This window comes from Azospirillum endophyticum (assembly GCF_016595245.1).
In the GTDB taxonomy this organism is placed as follows: Bacteria; Pseudomonadota; Alphaproteobacteria; order Azospirillales; family Azospirillaceae; genus Azospirillum; species Azospirillum endophyticum.
In genome coordinates this window covers 228702-250946 of the sequence record NZ_JAENHM010000025.1, presented here as the reverse complement: position 1 = coordinate 250946, position 22245 = coordinate 228702, and the positions used below count along the sequence as shown (strand labels likewise).

Sequence of the window (22245 nt, the reverse complement as noted above, 5' to 3'; positions counted from 1 at the left end):
TATCGACCGAACCCCTCGTCTCGGGGCAATCTACGGCGCGATTGCCTTCACCCCGTTCCGTTGCGTTCCGGAAGCCTTGCCCATGACGACGATCCTGCCCACGCCCACCGGCTCGTCTTCGACGAGGACGGGACAGGTGCGTCTGGCGGTCCGCGGACTGCGCAAGGTCTTCGCCGACGATCCGCGTCCGGCGCTGGAGATGCTGCGGCGCGGGGCGACCAAGGCGGAAGTGCTGCAGCGGCTGAACGTCAATGTCGGCGTGGCGGAGGCCGGCTTCGAGATCCGGGCCGGCGAGATCTTCGTCATCATGGGCCTGTCGGGGTCGGGCAAATCGACCATCGTCCGGCTGCTGAACCGCCTGATCGAACCGTCCGAGGGAGAAATCCGGCTGGACGGCCGCGATCTGACCGGGCTGTCGTACTCCGAGCTCGTCGATGTGCTGCGGCGGGACATGAGCATGGTCTTCCAGTCCTTCGCCCTGCTGCCCAACCGCACCGCCTTGGAGAACGCCGCCTTCGGGCTCGAGGTCGCCGGGGTGAAGCGCAGGGAGCGACGGGAAATGGCACTGGCGGCGCTGGCGCGGGTGGGGCTGGCCGACTATGCCGACCGCTACCCGGACGAGCTGTCGGGCGGGATGCAGCAGCGTGTCGGCCTGGCCCGCGCGCTCGCCAAGAATCCGACGATCATGCTGATGGACGAGGCCTTCTCGGCGCTTGATCCGCTGATTCGCGGCGACATGCAGGAAGAGCTTCTGCGGCTCCAGCGCGAGGATGCCCGCACCATCGTCTTCATCTCCCACGATGCGGAGGAGGCGATGCGGATCGCCGACCGCATCGCGGTGATGCAGGACGGACGGATCGTCCAGATCGGCAGCCCGGCGGAGATCCTGCGCGCACCGGCCAACGACTATGTCCGCGCCTTCTTCCGCGGCGTCGATGCCTCGCGCGTGCTGCGGGCCCGCGATCTCGCCCGGCCGCCGGATGACGGGACTGCCGGCGAACCTGCACGGTTCCGCTACCGCGTCGATGCGGCGGGCCATTTTCGCGGCGTACTCGCCGGCGATGGCGCCTCGGCCCTGTTCGGGCTGGAGCCGGTGGCGGCCGACACGCCGATCCCGGCGATTCTCGGCCGGGTCGCCGCGGCGCCCTGTCCGCTGCCGGTGGTGGAGGCGGATGGCCGCTTCGTCGGCGTGATTTCCCGGGCGGCGCTGCTGGCGGCGCTCGACCGCGGCGAGGATGCCGGACGCGAGGCGCGGCATGGCTGACGCCGCCATCCTCGACATCGACTGGCTGAGCGAGACCATCGGCGGCGGTATCGCCCGCGGTTCCGAATGGCTGGTGACGGCGATTCTCGACCATGGGCAGCCGGCACTGACCCTCATCGCCGCCGCGGTCGACGGGCTGGGCGAGGCGCTGGACGGACTGCTGCTCGGAGTGCCGCCCTGGCTGCTGGCGCTGGTGCTGTCGACGGTCGCCCTCTGGCGGGTCGGGCGCGGGTTCGCCTTGTTCACGCTGGTGTCGCTCTGCGGCATCTTCGTGATGGGGCTGTGGGAACCGACGGTCTCCACCCTCGGGCTCGTTCTGGCCTCCACCGCGCTCAGCCTGATCGGCGGGGTGCCGCTCGGCATCTGGATGGCACGCAGCAAGATCGCCGACGGGGTGGGCAAGACCCTGCTCGACCTGATGCAGACGATGCCGGCCTTCGTCTACCTGATCCCGGCGGTTCTGTTCTTCGGGCTGGGGCGGGTGCCGGGCATCATCGCCACCGTGGTCTTCGCCATGCCGCCGGCCGTGCGCCTGACGGCTCTGGGCATCCGGCAGGTCCCGGCGGAGTTGGTGGAGGCCGGCCGCGCCTTCGGCTGCCGCGGCCACCAGCTTCTGTTCAAGATTCAGCTTCCCAACGCCTTGCCGTCGATCATGGCCGGGGTAAACCAGACCATGATGATGGCGCTGTCGATGATCGTCGTCGCTTCGATGATCGGCGCCGGCGGGCTGGGCAACGTGGTGTTGCAGGGCATCCAGCGCCTGGACATCGGGCTCGGCGTGCAGAGCGGGCTGGCCGTCGTCCTGCTGGCCGTCGTCCTCGACCGCATCACGCAGAGCTTCGGCCGGGGTTTCGGCCCCGATCGCCGCCGCCGGGCCACCGCCGGAACGGCCAGGCGGCGCTGGTGGCGGCGGTGAGGTCAGGCGCTCAGTTCGGAATCGAGGTAGCCGAGCGCCACCGCGCGTGCCGCGCTGCCGTCGATGGCACCGGTCAGGGCGAAGCGCAGCCACAGCCCGTCGATCATCGCCGCAAGCCCGACGGCAACCCGCTCCGCCCGTTCCGGCGGCAGCAGGGCGCGCAGGGCGTGCAGCAGGTTGGAATGCAGCCGTCGGGCATTGATCCGCTGCAGCCGGGACAGTGCCGGATTGTGCGGTGCCTGTGCCCAGAAGCCGAGCCAGGCCGCGACCACCCGCGGCTCGAACTGGCCGGGGGCGAAGTTGCAGTCGACGATCGCCTCCAGCCGGGCGCGCGGCGAGTCGGCCGTCGCCAGCCGCTGGGTCGCGTCGTCGCGCAGCTGTTGCAGCATGCTGCGCATGGTGGCGGTCAGCAACTCGTCCTTGCCGCCGAAATAGTGATGGATGATGCCGGGCGATACGCCGGCCCCGCGGCTGATCGTCTGGACCGTGGTGTCGGCCAAGCCATGCTCGCCCATCGAGGCGATGGTCGCATCGATCAACTGGCGGCGGCGGATCGGTTCCATTCCGACTTTGGGCATGGGGCTCGCGGTCTCCTGTCCAGTTCCGCCAAGGCCGCCTGCAACCGGGACCTTGGCTTGCGCCGCAACAAATGCGCCATTTTCGCCGCTCCGTCGATGACGAAAACGGCAGAGCCGCGGAAGCGGACCGGGCGAACCGAACAACAAGAAACAGGAGTTTGCGACATGAGTGGATGGAAGACCCTGGCCAGGACGATGGCGGCCGTCCCAGTGCTCGTCACGGCGATGGGGGCCGGCGGAGCGATGGCCGCCGATCCGGCATCCTGCAAGTCGGTGCGTTTCGGCGACGTGGGATGGACCGACATCGCGGCGACGACGGCCCTCGCCTCGGTCACGCTGGACGCGCTGGGCTACAAGCCGACCACCACCATGTCATCGGTGCCGCTGGTCTACACCGGCCTGAAGACCAAGTCGCTGGACGTCTTCCTCGGCAACTGGATGCCGACGATGGAACCCTTCGTCAAACCGGTTCTGGAGGACGGCTCGGTCGAAGTGACGCGTGTCAACCTGGAAGGCGCCAAATACACGCTGGCGGTGCCGAAATACGCGGCCGAGGCCGGGTTGAAGACTTTCGCCGACATCGCGAAGTTCAAGGACAAGCTGGGCGGCAAGATCTACGGCATCGAGGCCGGCAACGACGGGAACCTCATCATCGACAAGATGCTGAAGGCCGACGCCTTCGGCCTGAAGGACTTCAAGCTGGTGGAATCCAGCGAGGCCGGCATGCTGGCCGAGGTGAAGCGCACCACGCGCAACAAGGGCTGGGTGGTCTTCCTGGGCTGGGAGCCGCACCCGATGAACAAGAGCTTCGAGTTGACCTATCTCGAAGGCGGTGACGACTGGTTCGGTCCCAATTTGGGCGGCGCCACCGTTTCCACCAACATGCGCAAGGGCTATGCCGGGGAATGCCCGAATGTGGGCAAGCTGCTGTCCAACCTGTCCTTCACGCTGGCCATGGAAAATGCCGTGATGGACGACATCATGAACGGCAACAAAAAGCCGGACGCCGCCGCCAAGGCCTGGCTGAAGAAGAATCCGGAGGTGCTGAAGAGCTGGCTGTCCGGCGTCACCACCTTCGACGGCAAGGACGGGCTGGCGGCCGTGCAGACGAAGCTCGGGGTCACGTCCAAGTCCTGACCGGGCGACCGGACCGGGCGGAGCGGGGCGCCGATGCGCCCCCTTCGCGCTACCACTTTCTTTTATGTGGATTTATCCCTTTGCGCCCGTTTGTTGCTCTGCTAAGGCCCATTTGTGTCCTGAGCGCGGAGCAGTCGTGTCGGATCGTTCATCAGCCCTGTTCCGATGCTGGACCCCGTCCCTGCGCCCGGTCCGGGCAGCCCGCGCGGGTGACGGCACGGCGGGGCGGATATGAGGATTCGCTCGCGCATCGCCGTGGTCGGGGGAATTCCGGTTGCAGTCGCTGCGGTGATCACCGTCGCCGGCGGGCTTCTGCTGGCCCGGAGCGAGCGGGTTTATGAGTCGGCGGTGCTCGCCGGTTCCGTCTATCGCGATGTGCTGGCGGCGACGGCTGCGCGCATCGACTATCTCCAGGTGGCTGCGGACGACCGCGCCGGCCGTGCCGACCGCTTCGAAAAGATGGCGGAATCGGCGGCGTCGGAATTGCGGCAGCTTGACGGGGCGGGATCGGCCGGCGCCCACCGTCCGGAGGTCGAACGCGCGACCGCGGTATTGGAGCGCTACAACGACCAGATGCGCAGCTTCATCCAGGTGACTGCGGCGAACGACGCCGCCGTCGCGGACATGGGCCTGCATGCCGCCACCCTGATGGCGCTGACCGACCGTGCCCGCGAACGGCAACATGCCGCCAATGTCGATTCCCTGGGGTCGCTGACCGAAGCCGACCGGCGCCTGCGCGACAGCCGGGACGTCGTCGACGGTGCCCATGAGCTTCGGGAGGCGATGCTGGACCTGCAGCGTGCGGAAGCCCAGCATGTTGCCGCCCTCGGCTTCGGTAGCGGATCGATCGGGAGCGGTCGCCCCTTGACCGTCGGCGATTTCCGCATCGCCACCGACCGGCTGGCGGCGAAGGCCGACCGGCTCCAGGCCGCCCTGGGGCGAACGGATCCGCTGGTCGACCGGTATCCGGCGAAGGAAGCCGCCGCCCGCTATGCGGGCAACGTCGCCGAACTCTGGGGAGCGGTGGCCGAGCTGCGCGCGGCGCAGGGCGAACGCGGTGCCGCTCTGGACCGCTTCGAAACGGCGACACAAGCGGCGGCCCAGGGGGGCGACGATGCGGCCCGTAGCGGAGGCGCGGCAGGACCCCTGGGAGAAAGGATGCTGGCGGAACAGGTCATCCGGACGCTGCCGGTGGTGCGGGCCCTGGTCCTGACCGGAACGCTGGACCGCCAACCCGACGTGACCTATCTCTCCTCTCTGCTGCCCTCGCTGCGTTCACCGCTTGAGGCGTTGTATCGGGCTCAGGTCCGCACCACCGCGGCGCAGCGGGCGCTCGAGGCTTCCCAGAGCGCCAGCGCGGCGGCGGCATCGGCCATCGAAGAGTTGACCGCCCGAATTCTGATGGTGAAGTCCACCGGCTACACCGCGATCCAGGACGAGGTGGTCCAACTGATCGCCTACGCCATCCAGGCCAACGACACGGAGCAGGAGACGCAGAACGTCGCCGTCGTCGCCTTGCGCCTGGGACGGCGGGCGGCCGGGGCGGTGGCCGTACGCGACGCCGAGGAAGCCGACCGCATCGTCGCCGATGCCGGAACCCTGCTGGCGACGGTGCGCGGCCTCCCGATGTCGCCGCTGTTGCAGGACGAGGTGCTGTCGGCCATCCGCAACTGGCGCGACAGTCTGGGCCGGACGGCGGCAGGGTTGCGCCGCTTGAACCAGCTGCTGATCGCCATGGACCGTGATGCCGGTACCCTGGTCGAAACGGCCCGTCAGTTGGACGAGACGTTCCGTGACGAGGCTGCACGGATCGGCGAGTTGCTGACCCGCATCCTGATCATCGGTGCGACCATCGGCCTGCTGCTGGGCGGCGGCGCCGCAGCGGTGGTGGCACGGTCGATCAGCCGGCCGGTGCTGCGCCTGCAGCGGCAGATGACACGGCTGGCGGAGGACCCGCTGGCAGGCCCGATCGACGGCACCCGTCGCCAGGATGAATTCGGCGCGATGGCCCGCGCCGCCGCCTTCTTCATCCAAGAGATCGGCCGGCGGGAACAGGCGGCCCGCCAAGCGAAGGAGCGCGCCGACAATGCCCTGGAGGATCTGCGCCAGACGCAGGCCGAGCTGATCCAGGCGGAAAAGTTGGCTTCCTTGGGTGGGCTGGTCGCCGGAGTGGCTCACGAGATCAATACGCCGCTCGGCAATGCCCTGATGGGCGCCACCCATCTGCAGGACCGGCTGACCGCGATCGGACGGCTGGCTGGCAAAGGGACCCTGCGCCGGGGCGATTTCGCGGATTTCCATGCGACGGCGGATGAGGTGGCACGGCTGATGGTGCTGAATCTGCGACAGGCCGGCGAGTTGGTGCAGAGCTTCAAGCAGGTTGCCGCCGACCAGACCAGCGGAGAAGGGCGGCTTTTCCTGTTGAAGCCCTATCTGGAGGATCTGGTGACCAGCCTCAGCCCCTCCTGGCGCCGGGCCGGCCACAGTCTGAGGGTGGAGTGCCCGGGCGTCATCGAGATCGACGGTTATCCCGGCGTGCTGGCGCAGATCCTGACGAACCTGGTGATGAACTCGGTCATCCACGGCTATTGCGAAGGGCAGCAGGGCCGACTGCTGATCGCGGCCACGGCCCCAAGTCCGGACATGGTGAAGCTGGTCTATACCGACGACGGCAAAGGGATTGCGGCGGCCGATCTGGCGCGCGTGTTCGACCCGTTCTTCACAACCCGGCGCGGTATCGGCAGCACCGGGCTGGGACTGCACATTGTTTACAACCTTGTGGTTAACCGCCTGGGGGGCAAGGTTGCGGTGGATAGTCTTCCCGGCGCCGGGGTTCGCTTCACCATTCGCTTTCCACGGCGATTTGCTACTGATAACATAGCAGCGCCGACCGGAGTGCCGGCCCCGCAGGAGCAGTAGATGCCTTTGCCTTTAAAGACCTTACCCCGGAGTCTTGCAAAGGGTCTGGCTGTTCTTTTCTGGTTTGCAGGAATCTCTGGCTCCGCGCATGCCGAGAAGTCGCTCGTCTACTGCACCGAAGGAAACCCCCAAAGCTTCAACGCCCAAGTCTCGACTTCCGGAACAAGCGTGAATGCGATAACGCCGATCTTCAATAATCTGGTCGAATTCGGCCCCAATGGCCAGATCGCGAACTCCGGTCTGGCTGAATCCTATACGATCTCGGAAGATGGGTTGGTGTATGATTTCTATCTGCGTCGGTCCGTAGCGTTTCATTCGAACGAGATTTTCGTTCCAACGCGCTTTTTCAATGCCGACGACGTTCTGTTCACCATAGAGCGACAACGGGCAAGCGATCATCCCTATCACAATATCGGACCTGCGACTTATGACTACTTCAGGGACATGGGGCTGCCGGACCTATTGAAGTCGGTGGAGAAGCTGGACGACCACAGGGTCCGCATCACCCTCAATCGCCCGGAATCCCCCTTCCTGGCTGATCTGGCCATGCCCTTCCTCTCGATTCAGTCCGCCGAATATGCCGACTCGTTGATGAAGAGCGGCCGGCCGACCCTGTTCGACGAGATGCCCATCGGCACGGGACCGTTTCGCTTGGTGTCCTACCAGAAGGACATGGCGATCCGCTACAAGGCGTTCGACGGGTATTGGCGGGGGCGCCAGCCGCTGGACAATCTGATCTACTCGATCACTCCGAACATCGCGGTGCGCTTGAACAAGCTGCGGTCCGGGGAATGCCATGTGATGATATTTCCCAACCCGGCCGAATTGGGAGTCATCGAGAAGGACCCCAATCTGGTGATCGAGCAGCGCGACGGGCAGAATGTCGCTTATATGGCGTTCAACACGCGCAAGCCGCCGCTGGACGATTTGCGCGTCAGGCGGGCCATAACTCTGGCGATCGACAAGCGCACACTGGTCGATGCCGTCTATCAGAACGGGGGACGGCCGGCGAAGAACCCGATCCCGCCCGGCATGTGGTCCTATGATGACGGCATCGAGGACTATCCCTTCGACCCCGGCACCGCCCGTAGCCTGTTGACCGAGGCTGGCTATCCTGAAGGCTTCACCCTCGATCTCTGGTACACGCCGGTCACGCGCCCCTACCTGCCCAACGGCAAGCGCGCCGCCGAAATGATACGGGAGAACCTGGAGCGCGTGGGAATCAAGGTCACGTTGAAGACGGAAAGCTGGGGCAACTACCGCCGTCAGGTGACGCAGGGCGAGCAGGACATGGTGATCTATGGCTGGACCGGCGATAACGGCGATCCCGACAACTTCCTGTATTTTCTGCTGAACTGCGGCGCCGTGCGTCCAGGTGGCGCCAATATCGCGAGATGGTGCAATCCGGATTTCGAAGACCAGATTACGAAGGCCAAGATCATCAGCGATCCGGAACGTCGTGCTGCGCATTATCGAGAAGCACAGCGCATTTTTCATCAGGAAATACCATGGTTCCCCATCGCAAATTCCATTATCGCCGTGGCGCATCGCAAAGAAGTCAAGAAATATACGAATAATCTGTTCAATCAGAATTTCTCAGGCGTCGATATCGAAACCCAGTGAGTAAAACGGATATGAATGTCTCATCTGGGAATGCAACGATCGGAAGCGACATGTCTCCGGATGACCTGCTGTTCGGCGACGAAACCGGACCGCAGCTGGAAAGGCCGTCGAAGACCGCGGTCCCTTGGCCGATCCTGGTGGTCGACGACGACGAACAGGTGCACGCCATGACGCGCGTCCTGTTGAACGATTTCGAGTTCGATGGCCGCCACTTCGCAGTCATCAGCGCCTTTTCGGCGGCGGAGGCGCGGGCGATCCTGGCACAGCGCTCCGACGTGCCGGTGGTTCTGCTCGACGTGGTGATGGAGACCCAGGACGCCGGGCTGCGTCTGGTCCATTACATTCGGCGCGACCTGGGAAACCGGCACATCCGCATCATCCTGCGCACCGGCCAGCCCGGACAGGCGCCGGAGCGGGAAGCCATCGTCGCCTACGACATCAACGACTATAAGAGCAAGGCGGAACTGACCGCCCAGAAGCTGTTCACCAGCCTGGTGGGCGCCGTGCGCGGCTGGTGCGATCTCGTCACCATCGAGACGTTGAACCAGTCTTTGGAACGCCGCGTCGCCGAGCGCACGGCGGAGCTGGAGCGCCAGACCGCAGTGGCCGACGAGCAGCGCCGCTTCATCGAAAACCTGGTGGAACTGATGCCGAGTCCGGTCTGGTACAGGGACGCCGCCGGCCGCTACGCCCTGTGCAACCGTGCCTTCCGCGAGCTGTTTCCGAATGCCGACGACGGGAGCGATTGGACCTTCGATCATCAAACCACCGACCGGCAAGCGATCGACGGAACCGAATCCGGGCAGGTCCCGGCCGGCATGGATACCGTCTCCTTCGAGACCAGCGTGGAAGGGGAGGGCGGAGACAGGCGCGAGCTGCTGGTGATCAAGCGTCCCCTGGCCACGCCGGGCGGCGAGGCCGCGGGAGTGATCGGCATCGCCACCGACATAACCGAGCGGCGGCGGATGGAGCACGAACTGCATCGCCTCGCCACCACGGATCCGTTGAGCGGCGCCTACAATCGCCGCCATATCCTGGACCTTCTGGAACGGCTGCTCTCCGGGCAGGGGCTCGCTCCGGACAGTCGTCAGGATGGCGGCGCGGCCTGTCTCGTCATGCTCGACATCGACCATTTCAAGCGCATCAACGACGAACTCGGCCATGCGGCCGGCGACGTCGCCATCCGCAGGGCGGTGGAGGAGATCCGCAGCCATCTGCGTGCCACCGACCATATCGGCCGGATCGGCGGGGAGGAGTTCGCCATCCTGCTGCCGGGGACATCCCATGCCGACGGTGCGGTGATCGCGGAGCGTCTGCGCGACGGCTTGGCCAGGCTGACGATCACGCTGGCCGACGGCAGGCATTTCCGGTTGACCGGGAGTTTCGGCCTGACCCAGCTCCGCCCGCCGGGGGATTCGGTCGAAAGCGTGCTGGGCCGGGCCGATCAGGCGCTCTATCGTGCCAAGGCGCTTGGGCGGAACCGGGTCGAGGCGACCTGAGGCGGGCACAAGACCGGATCGGGTGATACCGGACTGGTTTCGGAACCCGGATCCGGTCGCCGGACATGCGGCCATGGCCTGCGACATTTTGAGCGATGACGGCTTGACCGCCGCCGCTGCAACGGGTATTCAGATCTTATGAACACCACCGACACCATGCGAATGCGAATTACCGGCCCGGCGCTCTAAAGCGTCGGACAGTTGCCGTCTTCGTGTTCACTGGTCGTGTGGAGTGTGTGGCGTGTCGCTGCACCTTGTGGTTCCCGGAACCCTCAATCCGGTTCATGACAGGGTCAATTCCGTGACGGCAGTCGCGGCATTCAACGGCGGTGTTCGCTTCCGCGAGCGAATGTGTGGCTCGGCGCGAATTACTCACCCGGTCCGCTGAGGCGGTCCGGGTCACGCCCGTCCTACCCCAAAAATTCGTTCGTCCGAGGATCTTCGCGATGTTCACCGCGCATGCCGATGCCGCGCGCACACTGTCCGTCTGCACGCCCGTTCATACCCCGGACCTTGAAGACCGTTTGCCGGCATGGTTGCCGCTGTCGGCGGTGACCGATGCCGCCCGCCGGCTGTCCGGCCAGATCGTTCGCACGCCCCTGCTGCATGCCCCCACGCTGGATCGTGACCTGTGGCTGAAGGCGGAGGTGTTCCAGGCCACCGGCGCCTTCAAGGAGCGCGGCGCGCTGAACCGCCTGCTGCGGCTGACGGCGCCGGAGCGTGCCGGCGGAGTGGTGGCGATGTCGGCCGGCAACCATGCGCAGGGGGTGGCGCTGCATGCCGCCCGGCTGGGCGTCAAGGCCACCATCGTGATGCCCGAGACCGCCCCCCGCTGCAAGGTGGAACGGACGGCCGAACTGGGGGCCGAGGTGGTGCTGCATGGCGCCACGGTGGGCGAGGCCAAGGGCAGGGCGCTGGAACTGGCGGTCGAGCGGCGGCTGACCTTCCTCCACCCCTATGACGATCCCGACGTGATCGCCGGGCAGGGCACGGTCGGGCTGGAGATCCTGGCCGACCGCCCGGACGTGGACACGGTGGTGGTGCCGGTCGGCGGCGGCGGATTGCTGGCCGGTGTGGCCGCCGCGGTGAAGGCCCAGCGCCCGTGGGTGCGGGTGATCGGCGTGCGCCTCGCCCGGCGCGGCGGCCCGACGCTGGCCGACGGCATCAACGTCCATGCGCTTGGCAAACTGCCGCAGGTGATCGTCGACACACTGGTCGACCGGGTGGTCGAGGTCGAGGAGGGGGAGATCGCGTCCGCGATGCGAGCCTTGCACCGGTCTTTCGGCGTGGTGGCCGAGGGGGCGGGAGCCGCGGGCGTGGCCGCCGTGCTCGGCGGGCGGTTGGGGCGCACCGGGCGGACGGTCGCGGTGCTGTCCGGCCGCAACGTCGACGGCGATACGCTGGCCCGGACCTTGGCTGCGTAACCGGGTCGAGTGATACCACCGGCAAATGTTGGAATGGTTGACAACATCATCAAGCGTTGGCATTTTCTCCAACATGAAGGCCCGAGCGCTGGTAAACCGCCGCATTGTTCTGACTCCAATCGCATTTGTGGAAATGCTGCTTTGGGAGGTGCCGTTTCCGGTCCGTGGCAGCAAGCACAGTTACAAGTATGGCTTGGCTCTGGTCGTTGGAGGTGTGTGCATCCTCCGATATGACAATGAAGCCGGTAAGGGCGACCATCGTCACGTTGGCATGGAGGAGCATCCTTATCGCTTCGAAGGGGTGGACCGCCTGATTGCTGATTTCGAAGGTGATGTACGGAGGTGGCTCGATGAACACGCTGACGCTTGAGGTGACCAGCCTTGCCGATGGCCTCGCTGCTTTCCAAAGCGCCTGGAGCAGTGGCGGGGCCGACGACGGTGCGCGCATTGGCTTCGCCAGCCCCGAACTGCTCTGGAAGGTGCTGACTGCGAAACGCTGGGAATTGTTGCGCACAATGACCGGTCAAGGACCACTGGCCTTGCGCGAGATTGCGCGGCGCGTCGAGCGTGACGTCAAGGCCGTGCATGCCGATGTCCATGCCTTGATTGACGCCGGGATCATCCAGCGGGGCGCCGATGGCAGGTTCGAGTTTCCATACGATGCCGTGCATGTCGACTTCATGCTGAAGGCGGCTTAAGCCGGCACCAAAGGACTGCCGCCTCCGTCACTCCCCCGAAGATCGCATAGCTCCCCCCTTGCCGAAGCGAAGTATGGATAGGTCAGTGAAAATGACCTATATTGGTCGTCGCGTGTAGACACACGGGCAAGACCAAGGGGTGATTGGCATGACGAACAATTCTACCTCGGCTATTTCGTCGTCCTCGGCATCCGTCACTTACGAGCGTCCACGCGCAGCGCATAGTTTCTTTGATAATTTGCAGGGACAATTGTTCGGCGTCGTCATGACGTCCTTCGGCATCGCCATCCTTCATGCCGCTGGACTGGTCACCGGGCAGGCGGCGGGGTTGGCCTTTGTGATTTCTTACGCGACGGGCATCGATTTCGGAACACTGTTCTTCCTGGTCAACCTGCCCTTCTATTTTCTTGCGCTGGCCCGGATCGGCGTCGGCTTCACGATCAAATCGCTGATCGCGGTGACCGGCATCGCCCTGCTGTCCGGCCTGCTGCCGACGATGATGAGCTTCAGCGCCATCAACCCCTATGTCGCGGCGGTGCTGGCCGGCTTCTGCGTCGGGATCGGAGTGATCGCCCTGTTCCGCCACGGCGCCAGCGGCGGCGGTGTCGGCATCCTGGCCTATTATCTGCAGGAAAAGACCGGCTTCCGCGCCGGTTGGATGCAGGCTCTGTTCGACGTGGCGGTATTCTCGGCCGCCGCCTTCGTCCTGGATTGGCCGGCGCTGCTGGCGTCGATGCTGGGCGCCGCGGTGCTGAACGCCTTCGTCTCGTTCAACCACCGCGCCGACTGGTACGTCGCCCGCTGAAGGGAACGGGCCGCCTTATTCGCGGCCCAGCACCCGGTCGACCACCGTATCCGCCCATTCGCGCGAGCGGAAGCTCGCCTTGGCTTCCACCGGGTCATAGACGCGCTCGACCCAGTCCCAGAAGGCGATCGGACGTTTCTGGTTGTAGGCGGCATACAGCTCGAAGAAGTAATCGAGGATGCCGGTCTTGGCCTGCTTGAAGTGGCCGTATTTCCAGGACAGCTGCTTCATCGCCTGGTCGAGCGGCTGGCCTTCATGGGCGAACAGATACAGCGTCGACATGAAGCCGGCACGGTCGGCGCCCGACTTGCAGTGCATCAGTGCCGGATAGGTCATAGTCCTGAACAGCTCGCGTGCCTTCAGAAGGGTTTCCTTCTTCGGCATGTCGCGGGAGTTGACCGGAAAATCGACCAGTTCCAACCCCTGTGCACGGCAGGCCTCCGCCTCCAGGATGTAGGAGGCGCAGTCGCGCGAACCGCGCAGGTTCAGGATCGTCTTCACCCCGTTGCGCGCCGCCGCCGCGATGTGCGAGGGCGAGGGCTGGCTCGCCCGGTACATGTCGGGCGAGATGCGGTAGGTGTTGGAATAGATCAGCCGGAAGCAGGCATGGTCGATGAACACGCTTTCCAGATGGCCGAGTGCCCGCTGCCACGGCGTCGCCATGCGGCTGCGATTGCGCTTGATCGCATCGGCCAGCGCGGTGGTGGTGACCGCCCGCAGGGTGCTTTTCTTCGCCAACTCAAACCTTCCGATTCTGACGGAACGCCAACATAGGCATGGTCGGCGTTCCGTCAAGAACCTCGATTACGCCGGAGGGTCATGCCACCCTGTCCTGCAGCCGTACATACATGCCGTATTGGGCCGCGAGCGTCAGCACGACTTCCATGTAAAGGTTGATGAGTCCGTTGGCATAGAAGGCCGGGCAGCCGGTGTAATGGCGCTCGCCCGCCATCGCGGTCGGTTCGATCAGGTCGGTGTTCAGGACGATCAGATCCTTGTCCGGATCATAGAGGAAGGCCGACTGGTCGATGCGCAGCGGGTGGATGGCCTGGTGGTCGTCGGCCTCGATCTTTCCCGCCGCCATGAACTGGCACAGCATGCCCAGGCTGCCCATGGCGAGCGGCAGCACCTGCTTCAGGCTGCGGCGGGCAAGATCGTCATAGGCGGCGGCCTCCAGACCCGGGCGCAGCAGTGGCGCCGCCTCCACCAGATTCCAGCAGACATGGAGCGCCGTGTGGCTGCCGGTCTTGGTGATCGACAGCATGTCGTAGCCGGATGGCCCGTGCAGGACCGATTTCTGCAGCTCGCGCCCCAGCACATAGCCGGCGGCGGCCATGTCGGTGATCGTCCCTTCCGCCCGGCAGCGCTCCTCCTCCATCATCACCTTGATCGCCCAGTCCTTGATGATGGCGTCCAGCAGGTGGCAGACGGCATCGCGCAGGAAGCCGACCATGCGGTCGGGATCGGCGGCGGCCATGCCGTCCGGATCGGCGAAATCGAGCCGGTGCGGCGAGTCCGGCGGGGTCGACAGCACCAGATGCCCGGCCTCGTCCAGCGGCATGCGGGCGATGATGTGCTCCCGCAGGTCGACGTAGAGGAACCCCAGGAGCGTGTTGATCGCGACCTTCTCGAAATCCTCCTTGCGGGTATCGGCATGAGCCGGGCAATGGCCGGCGAGCGTCAGCAACTCCTCGCTGAGAAGATAGCCGGGGTCCTCGGCGATGCGGTGCAGGATGGGGGCGAGGTTGATCCGGGTCATCCCGGCGTCCTCATGCGCCCCGGCATAGGTCAGGGCGAAGTCGTTGGTCCGGGCCATCGCTCTCAGCCCTCCTGCAGGCGGTCGTAGACGGAGTAGTCGAGGGCCAGCCCGGCGACGATGTCGAGATAGAGCTTGATCAGGTTGGTGGTGTAGAAGGCCGGGCAGCCGGTGTAGTAGCGCTCGCCCGGCTTGGCGAAGGTGACGATGGGGTCGGCGTTCAGCCGGATCAGGCCGTTGCCGTCCAGCACGAAGGCGGTCTGGTCCTTGGGCAGCCGGTGCACGGCCAGCCCGTCGGCCGGCTCGATCCCGCTTTCCTCCATGTAATGGACCAGCATCCCCAGGCTGGCCATCGACAGCGGCACGATCTGCTTCAGGCTGCGGTGGACGAGGTCGTCGTAAAAGGCGGCGTCCTGTCCCGGCACCAGCAGCGGGGCCGCCTCCACCATCGCCCAGCAGATGTGGATCGCCGTGTGGCTGCCGGTCTTGGTGATCGACAGCATGTCGTAGCCGGCCCGCTGATAGAGCGGCGAATGCTCCAGCGCCGTGCGCAGGACGAAGGTCGCCGCCGCGTCGAGCGAGATCTCGCCGGACCCGAGCGAGCGGAAATGCTCTTCCTCCCGCACCAGATCGACGGCCCAGCCGGTGATCAGCCCATCCAGCAGGTGGCAGGTCGCATCGCGCAGGACGGAACAGAAGACATCCGGCGCCGCCGCCGCCATGGCGGCGCGGTCGGCCGGGTCCAGCCCATGCGGCGAGCGTGGCGGGATCGGCAGCATCGGCCGGCCGTCGGCGTCGAAGGGCAGCTTCTCCGCGATGTGATCGCGCAGGCGGTTGAACAGCAGGGCCAGCAGGCTGTTGACCACCACCTTGTCGGCATCGTCCTGCGGGATCGGGGCAGGTCCTGCCCCCGCTCCCTCGGTCTTCCCGGCATGGAACGGGCATTGGCCGGCACCCTGACGGAACTCCTCGTCGAAGAGGAAGTTCGGGTCGGACTGGATGCGCTGAAGGACATGGGCGATCGACACCCGGCCCAGACCGGCCTCGCCATGGGCGGCGTTGAAGGTCTGGGCGAAATCGTTGGAGCGCTTGGTCAGGGTGTCGGACATGCGGCGGCCTTCGGCGCGGATATAGGGCGGACGGGTTACCCTAAAGGCAAATGCCGGCCTCGCGCAACGGAGTGTCGCCCGAGAGCCGGATAATGTCCCGGCCGCTGCGTTATTTTGTCACGATCCGGCCATCCACCGCGGGCGCGACCGTTTTCTTGGCTTCGACGTAGTTCATCACGATGGTTGCCAGCAACACCGCTCCAGACGCATCGACGATCACTTTGGCGCGCGGGAAGGCGGCATAGCCGTCGCCCCCCTTCAGCATGTAGTCGTTGGTGGCGACGCGGTAGGTCGCCTGCGGATCGAGCGGCTTGCCGCCGACCGTCACGGCCGTCACCCGCCGCCCGGACGGCGCCTTGGGATCATAGGCCATGGTCAGGCCGGAAACCTGGGGGAAGCGGCCGGCCTTCTCCTCCACCTTGCCGACACCGTGTTCGAGGGTGGAGATCAGATCCTGTCCCGACATCTCCACCAGCACGCCGACATTGCCGAAGGGCAGCTCGGCGAAGATGTCCCTGCGGGTCAGCTTGGACCCTGCCGGGTGCAGCGCGTCGGCGCGGATGCCGCCGCCGTTGGTGATGGCGACATCGGCCTTCAGCGTGTCGCGCAGGGCGTCGGCGATCAGGTTGCCCATGCTGGATTCGCGGCTGCGCACCACGTCCTTGCGGCTGTCCAGTTCGGTTGCCGTGGTGCCGATCACCGCGGCCAGATCGCTGTCCAGGCGCTTGGTGTAGCCTTCCACCACCGCCTCGACCTCCGGATCCGGGGCGACGCCGGCCGTGGTGACGAAGCGCCATTCCGCCGGCATGGTGGTGGTCACCGGCCCCTTGCCGGCGTCCTTGGTCGCGACGGCGAGCTTCACGATGCCGAGATACTGCGCGTCGTGTCCGGCCTTCAGGATCAGGGTCGATCCCTCGTAGAAACTGATCGGGTCATGATCGTGGCCGCCCAAGATCAGGTCGATGCCCTTGACCTTGGACGCCAGCTCCCGGTCCTCCTCGATCGTCAGGTGGGTCAGCGCCACGACGACCGCCGCCCCCCTGGCCCGCAGATCCTTGACCGCCGCCGCCGCCGTTTCCAGGACCGGGGAGAAGCTGAGGCCCGGCCCGGCGCTCGACAGGCGGGCGGTGTCGGGAGTGATCAGGCCGAGGAAGCCGACGGTGATGCCGTCGATGGTCCTTGTCCAGTTCGGCACCGTGTCGGCGAAGGCGGACCCGTCGGCCGAGCGCACATTGCTACCGATCCAGGGAAACTTCGATTCGGCCATGCGTTGCTTCAGCAGGTCGGGTCCGAAGTCGAATTCATGGTTGCCGAAGGTCACCGCATCGACGCCGATGGCGTTGAACAGCGCGATCATCTGCTCGCCCCGCGTCGTGCCCGACAGCAGCGACGGCGACAGGAAATCGCCGCCGACCGTGGTGACCGCGTCCGGGGCCGCCGCGCGCTCGCGCTTCAGCAGGGTCATCAACGGTCCGAAACCGCCCTGTCCCTTCACCGGAGCGATCTCGTAGACGTCGTTGACGTGCAGGAAGGTCAGCGTGCCGTTCTGCGCCCAGGCGGGCAGGGCCGCACCGAGCATGGCGACGAACAGCGGAGCGGCGACGAGACGGATGGGGGACGGCATGCGGAACGATCCTTCGGCGGGAAACTCGGTTCACCGCGCATGTTAGCCTGGCTTTCCGGCGCTGCGCATAGCGGCTTTGCGCAGCGGGGCATGCCGTGGGCAGCGGCTGCGGCTTGAACTCCGCCCGCGACGGTCTCACAACTTGATGACACCCGTGCCAACGACGCGAGCCGAGCCGACCCATGCGCATCCTGGTCGTTCAGAACAGCCGCACCGCTCCCATCGGCTTGGTGGGCGACGCGCTGACCGACAACGGCGCCACCCTCGTCACCATCGCCGCCAACGAGGGGGAGGCGATCCCCGACAAGGACGGCTATTCCGGTCTGGTGGTCCTCGGCGGCCCGCAGGATGCCTGGAACGACGAGAAGGGACCGCATTTCGGTCAGGTGATGGAAACGATCCGCGACTTCACCGACGCCGACCGTCCGGTGATGGGCATCTGCCTGGGCGCACAGCTTGCGGCGCGGGCTTATGGCGCGAAGGTCTACCGTCACACCACGCCGGAACTCGGCATCCACCGGGTCAGCCTGACCGAGGGCGCGCAGGGCGATCCGCTGCTGGGCGGCTTCGGTCCGGAGCTGAATCTCGCCCAGTGGCATTACGACACCTTCGAGTTTCCCGACGGTGCCGTGCCGCTGGCCTACAGCGAGGCCTGCGACCGTCAGGCCTTCCGCCTCGGCCGCGCCACCTATGCCTTCCAGTTCCATCCGGAGGCGACGGGCGACATCCTGCGCGGCTGGGCTTCCCGCATCCGGGAAGAGGCGCGGGAGAGCAACGCCGACATGCTGCATGGGTTGGAGGACTCCATCGCCACCCACATGCCGGTGGCGGAGCGCTTCACCCGGGCGATGACCCGGCGCTGGCTGGATCTGGCGCGCTGATCCTTCCCCTGCCGTCCGCTTCGGTGAAGCGCGCGAGCAGGTCGGGGGTGTCGACGTCGTAGAGGATGCCGGCATCGTCCACCGGCACCTCGCACAGCCGGTCGGCATGCCGGCCGATCAGCCGCTTCGCGCCGGCATCGCCGGTCAGCCCCGCCATTTCCGCGAAGAAGGCCCGGTCCCACAGCACCGGGTTGCCCTGCTTGCCATCAATGGTCGGGATGCAGATGGCACGGCCTTCCAGCGGGCTGTAGGCGGCGACCAGCCGGTCGATCACCGCCGACGCCACCCTCGGCATGTCGCCCAGGCACACGATCACCGCGTCCGTCTCGCTCGGCACCGCAGCGAGGCCGGTACGCAACGAACTGCTCAGCCCCTCGGCGTAGGCCGGGTTGTGGACGAAGGTGACGGGACGGTCGGCCAAGGCCCTCGCCACGCTTTCCCCCTGGTGGCCGGTGACCACGATGACGTTGGCGGCTTGGGAAGCCAGCGCAGCGTCGACCGCGCGGGCGACCAGCGGCGCACCGTTGATCTCGGCCAGCAGCTTGTTGGTCGGCCCCATCCGGCTGGAGCGGCCGGCAGCCAGCACCAGGGCCGTGACGCGCGGAGCGCGCGGAGTCTCCGACGATACGCCGGCCCGCGGCAGGGGACGGGTTGGAATCTCGGCCAGCAGACCGCCGACGCCCATCCGCATCACATCGGCCCGGCTCGGCGGACTCCCGGCGGCGATGCGCTGCAACACCCAATCGAAGCCGTTGAGCTTGGGCGACCGCGCGCAGCCCGGCAGCCCCAGCACCGGCTTGCCGTCGCGCCGGGCAAGCAGCAGCAAATTGCCGGGGTCGACCGGCATGCCGAAATGCTCGATCCTGCCGCCGGCCCGCTCGATGGCGGCCGGCAGCACGTCGCGCCGGTCGGTGATGGCCGACGCACCGGCGATCAGCAGCAGATCGGCCGCCGGGGCTTCCGCGATCCGCTCGGCGAGTGCCGCCTCGTCATGGGCGCAGCGCGATTCGTGGATCAACGCGCCGCCGAGAGCTTCCACCCGCTCCCGCGTCACGGTGACGGTCTTATCGAGCACGCTGTCCTTCACCCCCGGCAGCCGTGTCTGGATGAGCGCCACCGACAGTGGGCGATAGGGCAGAACGGCCAGCGGCGGAGTCCCGTCGGCCGCCAGCCGCTCGGCCTGCTGCACCATGGCAGCGGGGGCGGCGAAGGGAATGATCTTGACGGTCGCCAGCATCTGGCCAGGGGCGACCGGCGTGAAGTCGGGCAGGGTGGCGATGGTGACGCTCTCGTCCATCGCGTTGATGGCGTCGATGCGCGCGGCGTCGATGCGCAGCAGCCCGTGCGTTTCGGCGAACAGATTGACCCGGCCGGTGAAGGCGGCGGCGACCTGGACCGAGCTACCCGCCGTGGCGGCGGCGACGCGGGAGGCGGCGGCATCCTCGCCGATGTCGGCATCGGACAGCTTGGCCGCGATCACTTCGGTGATGCCGGCGTCGCGCAGGGCTTCGACGTCGTCGGCCGACAAACGGCGGCCCTTCTTGAAGACGACGGAGCCCAGGCGCAGCGAATGGGCGAGGATCGCGCCCTCGGCGTCGGAGAGGGGAAGCGGACCGAAGAACATGGGGGCTCCGGATGGGCACGGACGATCGATGCCCACGGATATGGCGGCCGTGCCGGAGCCGGGCAATCGGCGGAAGGTATGGGTGGGATGGCGGACGATGTCTCCCCACCCCGACCTTCCGCTCTCAGCAGGGGTGGTTTTCCCCCCGCCGCACGCAGGTGATCTGCCCCATGATCGAAATCGCGATCTCCGCCGGGGTGACCGCGCCGATGGACAGGCCGACCGGGCCGCGGATGCGCTTGACCTCGGCTTCGCTCAACCCCTCGTCGCGCAGGCGGTCGAGCCGCAGGGCATGGGTGCGCTTGCTGCCCAGCGCGCCGACATAGAAGGCGGCGGAACGCAGGGCGGCGATCAGTGCCGGGTCGTCGAGCTTCGGATCATGCGTCAGGGTGACCACGGCGGTACGGACGTCGGGCTTCAGTTCCGCCAACGCCTCGTCCGGCCAGAGGTGGTTCAGCTTCACGCCGGGGAAGCGGGCTTCCGTGGCGAAGCTGCCGCGCGGGTCGATCACCGTCACGTCGTAACCGGTCAGCGCCGCCAGCGGAGCCAAGGCCTGGGCAATGTGCACGGCGCCGACGATCAGCAGCCGCATCGCCGGGTTGTGGACATGCACGAACAGGCGGAAGCCGTCCTCGTCCTGAGGATCGACCAGCAGGCCGGAGCGGTCCTGGCGGATACGCCGCCGCACCTCGTCCAGCAGGTCGGGCTCCAGCCCGAAGCCGCCATGGACGGTGTCCTCATAGACGAGGGTCTGCAGGCCGCTGCTCAGGTCGGTCACCAGGGCGGCCGGAATCGCGGCAGCCTTCGCCGCAAGCAGCCGGTCGAGAATTTCGCGTTTCATTCCACGGCCTCGACATAGACCTGTACCTGCCCGCCGCAGGCCAGCCCGACTTCCCAGGCCATTTCGTTGGTGATGCCGAAGGACAGCACGCGCGGTTCGCCGTCCTCCATCGTCTTGGCCGCCTCATGCGCCACGGCACTTTCGATGCAGCCGCCGGACACGGAGCCGGCCATCGATCCACGGTCGTCGACGGCCATCTGGCTGCCGACCGGCCGCGGCGAGGAACCCCAGGTCGACACGACGGTCGCCAGGGCAACCCTGCGGCCGGCGGCACGCCATGCGGCTGCCTGCTCCACGATGTTGTCCGCCATCAGGGTGTCGTTCATCCCGCCGCCTCCTTCAACCAGCGGCGCAAGCCCGGGCTACGACGCGGGCCGTCGGCCGACAAGGTGCCGGCCAGATCCGCGAGGCTGTTCAGGCTGTGGGCCGCAAGAAAATCGTCCACATGCGGCAGCAGCGCCCGGATGCCCGAGGACTTCGGCGCGAAGCCTTCCCAGCGTAGCAAAGGATTCAGCCAGACGAGCCGCCGACAGCTTTTGTGCAACCGTTCGGCCTCTGCCGCAAGCCCTTCCCCTGCATCCCTGTCAAGCCCGTCGGTAATGAGAAGGACCAGCGCGCCCTGGCCCAGCACCCGGCGGGCCCAGGTCCGGTTGAAGGCGTGCAGCGCGGTGCCGATCCTGGTCCCCCCCGACCAGTCGGCCACCGCCGCCGACACGGCGTCCAGGGCCACATCCACGTCCTTGTGGCGCAGGTGGCGGGTGATGTTGGTCAGGCGCGTGCCGAAGACGAAGCTGTAGACCCGGTCGCGGTCGTTGGTGACCGCATGCATGAAATGCAGCAGCATCCGCGAATAGCGGGTCATCGATCCGGAGATGTCGCACAGCACCACCAGCGGCGGCGGCCGGGTGCGGCGGCGCTTGCGGGCGAGGTCGGACAGGTCGCCGCCGGTGCGCAGCATCCGCCGCAGGGTGGCGCGCGGATCGACGCGAGGCCCCGTCGGGTCGGCGCGATAGCGGCGGGTGGTGACCTCGGCCAGCGGCAGGGCGAGGCGGGTCAGCAGGCGCTTGGCCTGCGCCATCTCTTCCCCGGTCATCTTCTCGAAATCCTTGTCCTGCAGGCGTTCGGCGGCGGAGACGGTGAAGGAAGCGTCGAGTTCGATCTCCGTCTTCTCCGGCTCCTCCCGTTCGGTGCCGCCGCCATGCAGGGCTTCGGCAAGACGCTGCGCCAGTTCCGGCTGGTCGGGAGGCGCCTCGGTCCGAACCTTCGGCAGCATCAGCGACATCATCCGCTTCAGGATGTCCGGGTTGCGCCAGAAGACGTGGAAGGCCTGGTCGAACAGCTCGCTCTGGTCATGGCGGTTCACGAAGACGGCATGCAGCGCCCAGTAGAAGTCGGTGCGGTTGGACAGTCCGACCGCCTCCACCGCCTCCACCGCCTGCAGCACCTTGCCCGGCCCGACCGGCAGGCCGGCGGCACGCAACGCACGGGCGAAATGCATCAGGTTGAGGGTGAGGCGGCCGGCCGGCGCGTCGTCCTTCATGGCAGCC

The 22245-nt window shown here is 66.7% G+C and carries 20 protein-coding genes; 11 read left to right on the top strand and 9 right to left on the bottom strand.

Features of this window, described 5'->3' with window-relative positions; genetic code table 11:
• Positions 1–82: 82 nt before the first annotated feature.
• Positions 83–1264: a quaternary amine ABC transporter ATP-binding protein gene (locus tag JHL17_RS08245; RefSeq protein ID WP_200191911.1), complete on the top strand. Its 1182-nt coding sequence runs from the start codon at positions 83–85 to the stop codon at positions 1262–1264.
• Positions 1257–2180 (top strand): ABC transporter permease, encoded by a 924-nt coding sequence (locus JHL17_RS08240; protein WP_200191909.1) that lies wholly within the window; start codon positions 1257–1259, stop codon positions 2178–2180. The genes JHL17_RS08245 and JHL17_RS08240 overlap by 8 nt, the downstream gene beginning before the upstream one ends.
• 2 nt (positions 2181–2182) lie before the next feature.
• On the opposite strand, the gene betI is transcribed toward JHL17_RS08240, so the two are convergent.
• Positions 2183–2758: a transcriptional regulator BetI gene (gene betI / locus JHL17_RS08235; RefSeq protein WP_200191907.1), complete on the bottom strand. Its 576-nt coding sequence runs from the start codon at positions 2756–2758 to the stop codon at positions 2183–2185.
• A 165-nt stretch (positions 2759–2923) separates the two neighbouring features.
• Here betI and JHL17_RS08230 point away from each other — a divergent pair, with 165 nt between their 5' ends.
• The 8 genes from JHL17_RS08230 (at position 2924) to JHL17_RS08195 (ending at position 12863) form a co-directional block, all read left to right on the top strand.
• Positions 2924–3895, top strand: a complete 972-nt coding sequence (locus JHL17_RS08230) for a choline ABC transporter substrate-binding protein (protein WP_200191905.1) — start codon at positions 2924–2926, stop codon at positions 3893–3895.
• Between the two features lie 231 nt (positions 3896–4126).
• Positions 4127–6814 carry a sensor histidine kinase gene (locus JHL17_RS08225; RefSeq protein WP_200191903.1) on the top strand — a complete coding sequence of 896 codons (2688 nt, stop codon included), beginning with the start codon at positions 4127–4129 and terminating at the stop codon, positions 6812–6814.
• On the top strand, positions 6815–8437 hold the full coding sequence (locus JHL17_RS08220; protein WP_200191901.1) for an ABC transporter substrate-binding protein: 1623 nt from the start codon (positions 6815–6817) through the stop codon (positions 8435–8437).
• Between the two features lie 50 nt (positions 8438–8487).
• On the top strand, positions 8488–9936 hold the full coding sequence (locus JHL17_RS08215; protein ID WP_200191900.1) for a sensor domain-containing diguanylate cyclase: 1449 nt from the start codon (positions 8488–8490) through the stop codon (positions 9934–9936).
• A gap of 446 nt (positions 9937–10382) precedes the next feature.
• Positions 10383–11360, top strand: a complete 978-nt coding sequence (locus JHL17_RS08210; protein ID WP_200191898.1) for a pyridoxal-phosphate dependent enzyme — start codon at positions 10383–10385, stop codon at positions 11358–11360.
• 25 nt (positions 11361–11385) lie between these two features.
• Positions 11386–11730: a toxin-antitoxin system TumE family protein gene (locus JHL17_RS08205; protein ID WP_247893388.1), complete on the top strand. Its 345-nt coding sequence runs from the start codon at positions 11386–11388 to the stop codon at positions 11728–11730.
• Entirely contained in the window at positions 11711–12058 is a 348-nt protein-coding gene (locus JHL17_RS08200; protein ID WP_200191896.1) for an HVO_A0114 family putative DNA-binding protein, read from the top strand. Before JHL17_RS08205 ends, JHL17_RS08200 begins: the two co-directional genes overlap by 20 nt.
• 148 nt (positions 12059–12206) lie before the next feature.
• A complete protein-coding gene (locus tag JHL17_RS08195; RefSeq protein WP_211113345.1) occupies positions 12207–12863 on the top strand; it encodes a YitT family protein in 657 nt (218 codons plus the stop codon).
• A 15-nt stretch (positions 12864–12878) separates the two neighbouring features.
• Here JHL17_RS08195 and JHL17_RS08190 read toward each other — a convergent pair whose 3' ends face one another.
• From JHL17_RS08190 to JHL17_RS08175, 4 genes are all read right to left on the bottom strand, one after another.
• Positions 12879–13601 (bottom strand): fused DSP-PTPase phosphatase/NAD kinase-like protein, encoded by a 723-nt coding sequence (locus tag JHL17_RS08190; RefSeq protein ID WP_200191892.1) that lies wholly within the window; start codon positions 13599–13601, stop codon positions 12879–12881.
• 79 nt (positions 13602–13680) lie between these two features.
• Complete coding sequence (locus JHL17_RS08185; RefSeq protein WP_200191890.1) at positions 13681–14679, bottom strand: hypothetical protein; 999 nt, start codon at positions 14677–14679, stop codon at positions 13681–13683.
• Positions 14680–14684: 5 nt separating this feature from the next.
• A complete protein-coding gene (locus tag JHL17_RS08180) occupies positions 14685–15728 on the bottom strand; it encodes a hypothetical protein (protein ID WP_200191888.1) in 1044 nt (347 codons plus the stop codon).
• Between the two features lie 109 nt (positions 15729–15837).
• Complete coding sequence (locus tag JHL17_RS08175) at positions 15838–17352, bottom strand: bifunctional metallophosphatase/5'-nucleotidase (protein WP_200191886.1); 1515 nt, start codon at positions 17350–17352, stop codon at positions 15838–15840.
• 182 nt (positions 17353–17534) lie between these two features.
• Here JHL17_RS08175 and JHL17_RS08170 point away from each other — a divergent pair, with 182 nt between their 5' ends.
• Positions 17535–18233: a type 1 glutamine amidotransferase gene (locus JHL17_RS08170; protein WP_200191884.1), complete on the top strand. Its 699-nt coding sequence runs from the start codon at positions 17535–17537 to the stop codon at positions 18231–18233.
• Here JHL17_RS08170 and JHL17_RS08165 read toward each other — a convergent pair.
• The 4 genes from JHL17_RS08165 to JHL17_RS08150 form a co-directional block, all read right to left on the bottom strand.
• Entirely contained in the window at positions 18190–19857 is a 1668-nt protein-coding gene (locus JHL17_RS08165) for an NTP transferase domain-containing protein (protein WP_200191882.1), read from the bottom strand. The genes JHL17_RS08170 and JHL17_RS08165 overlap by 44 nt on opposite strands.
• A 124-nt stretch (positions 19858–19981) precedes the next feature.
• Positions 19982–20698, bottom strand: a complete 717-nt coding sequence (locus tag JHL17_RS08160; protein WP_200191880.1) for an XdhC family protein — start codon at positions 20696–20698, stop codon at positions 19982–19984.
• Positions 20695–21024 carry an XdhC family protein gene (locus JHL17_RS08155; RefSeq protein ID WP_200191878.1) on the bottom strand — a complete coding sequence of 110 codons (330 nt, stop codon included), beginning with the start codon at positions 21022–21024 and terminating at the stop codon, positions 20695–20697. Before JHL17_RS08155 ends, JHL17_RS08160 begins: the two co-directional genes overlap by 4 nt.
• Positions 21021–22238: a vWA domain-containing protein gene (locus tag JHL17_RS08150; protein WP_200191876.1), complete on the bottom strand. Its 1218-nt coding sequence runs from the start codon at positions 22236–22238 to the stop codon at positions 21021–21023. Before JHL17_RS08150 ends, JHL17_RS08155 begins: the two co-directional genes overlap by 4 nt.
• Between the last annotated feature and the right edge of the window lie 7 nt (positions 22239–22245).

Coding starts and splice junctions, on each gene's coding strand:
- JHL17_RS08245 (WP_200191911.1), top strand. CDS start 83: ATGACGACGATCCTGCCCACGCCCACCGGCTCGTCTTCGACGAGGACG.
- JHL17_RS08240 (WP_200191909.1), top strand. CDS start 1,257: ATGGCTGACGCCGCCATCCTCGACATCGACTGGCTGAGCGAGACCATC.
- betI (WP_200191907.1), bottom strand. CDS start 2,758: ATGCCCAAAGTCGGAATGGAACCGATCCGCCGCCGCCAGTTGATCGAT.
- JHL17_RS08230 (WP_200191905.1), top strand. CDS start 2,924: ATGAGTGGATGGAAGACCCTGGCCAGGACGATGGCGGCCGTCCCAGTG.
- JHL17_RS08225 (WP_200191903.1), top strand. CDS start 4,127: ATGAGGATTCGCTCGCGCATCGCCGTGGTCGGGGGAATTCCGGTTGCA.
- JHL17_RS08220 (WP_200191901.1), top strand. CDS start 6,815: ATGCCTTTGCCTTTAAAGACCTTACCCCGGAGTCTTGCAAAGGGTCTG.
- JHL17_RS08215 (WP_200191900.1), top strand. CDS start 8,488: ATGTCTCCGGATGACCTGCTGTTCGGCGACGAAACCGGACCGCAGCTG.
- JHL17_RS08210 (WP_200191898.1), top strand. CDS start 10,383: ATGTTCACCGCGCATGCCGATGCCGCGCGCACACTGTCCGTCTGCACG.
- JHL17_RS08205 (WP_247893388.1), top strand. CDS start 11,386: ATGTTGGAATGGTTGACAACATCATCAAGCGTTGGCATTTTCTCCAAC.
- JHL17_RS08200 (WP_200191896.1), top strand. CDS start 11,711: ATGAACACGCTGACGCTTGAGGTGACCAGCCTTGCCGATGGCCTCGCT.
- JHL17_RS08195 (WP_211113345.1), top strand. CDS start 12,207: ATGACGAACAATTCTACCTCGGCTATTTCGTCGTCCTCGGCATCCGTC.
- JHL17_RS08185 (WP_200191890.1), bottom strand. CDS start 14,679: ATGGCCCGGACCAACGACTTCGCCCTGACCTATGCCGGGGCGCATGAG.
- JHL17_RS08180 (WP_200191888.1), bottom strand. CDS start 15,728: ATGTCCGACACCCTGACCAAGCGCTCCAACGATTTCGCCCAGACCTTC.
- JHL17_RS08175 (WP_200191886.1), bottom strand. CDS start 17,352: ATGCCGTCCCCCATCCGTCTCGTCGCCGCTCCGCTGTTCGTCGCCATG.
- JHL17_RS08170 (WP_200191884.1), top strand. CDS start 17,535: ATGCGCATCCTGGTCGTTCAGAACAGCCGCACCGCTCCCATCGGCTTG.
- JHL17_RS08165 (WP_200191882.1), bottom strand. CDS start 19,857: ATGTTCTTCGGTCCGCTTCCCCTCTCCGACGCCGAGGGCGCGATCCTC.
- JHL17_RS08160 (WP_200191880.1), bottom strand. CDS start 20,698: ATGAAACGCGAAATTCTCGACCGGCTGCTTGCGGCGAAGGCTGCCGCG.
- JHL17_RS08155 (WP_200191878.1), bottom strand. CDS start 21,024: ATGAACGACACCCTGATGGCGGACAACATCGTGGAGCAGGCAGCCGCA.
- JHL17_RS08150 (WP_200191876.1), bottom strand. CDS start 22,238: ATGAAGGACGACGCGCCGGCCGGCCGCCTCACCCTCAACCTGATGCAT.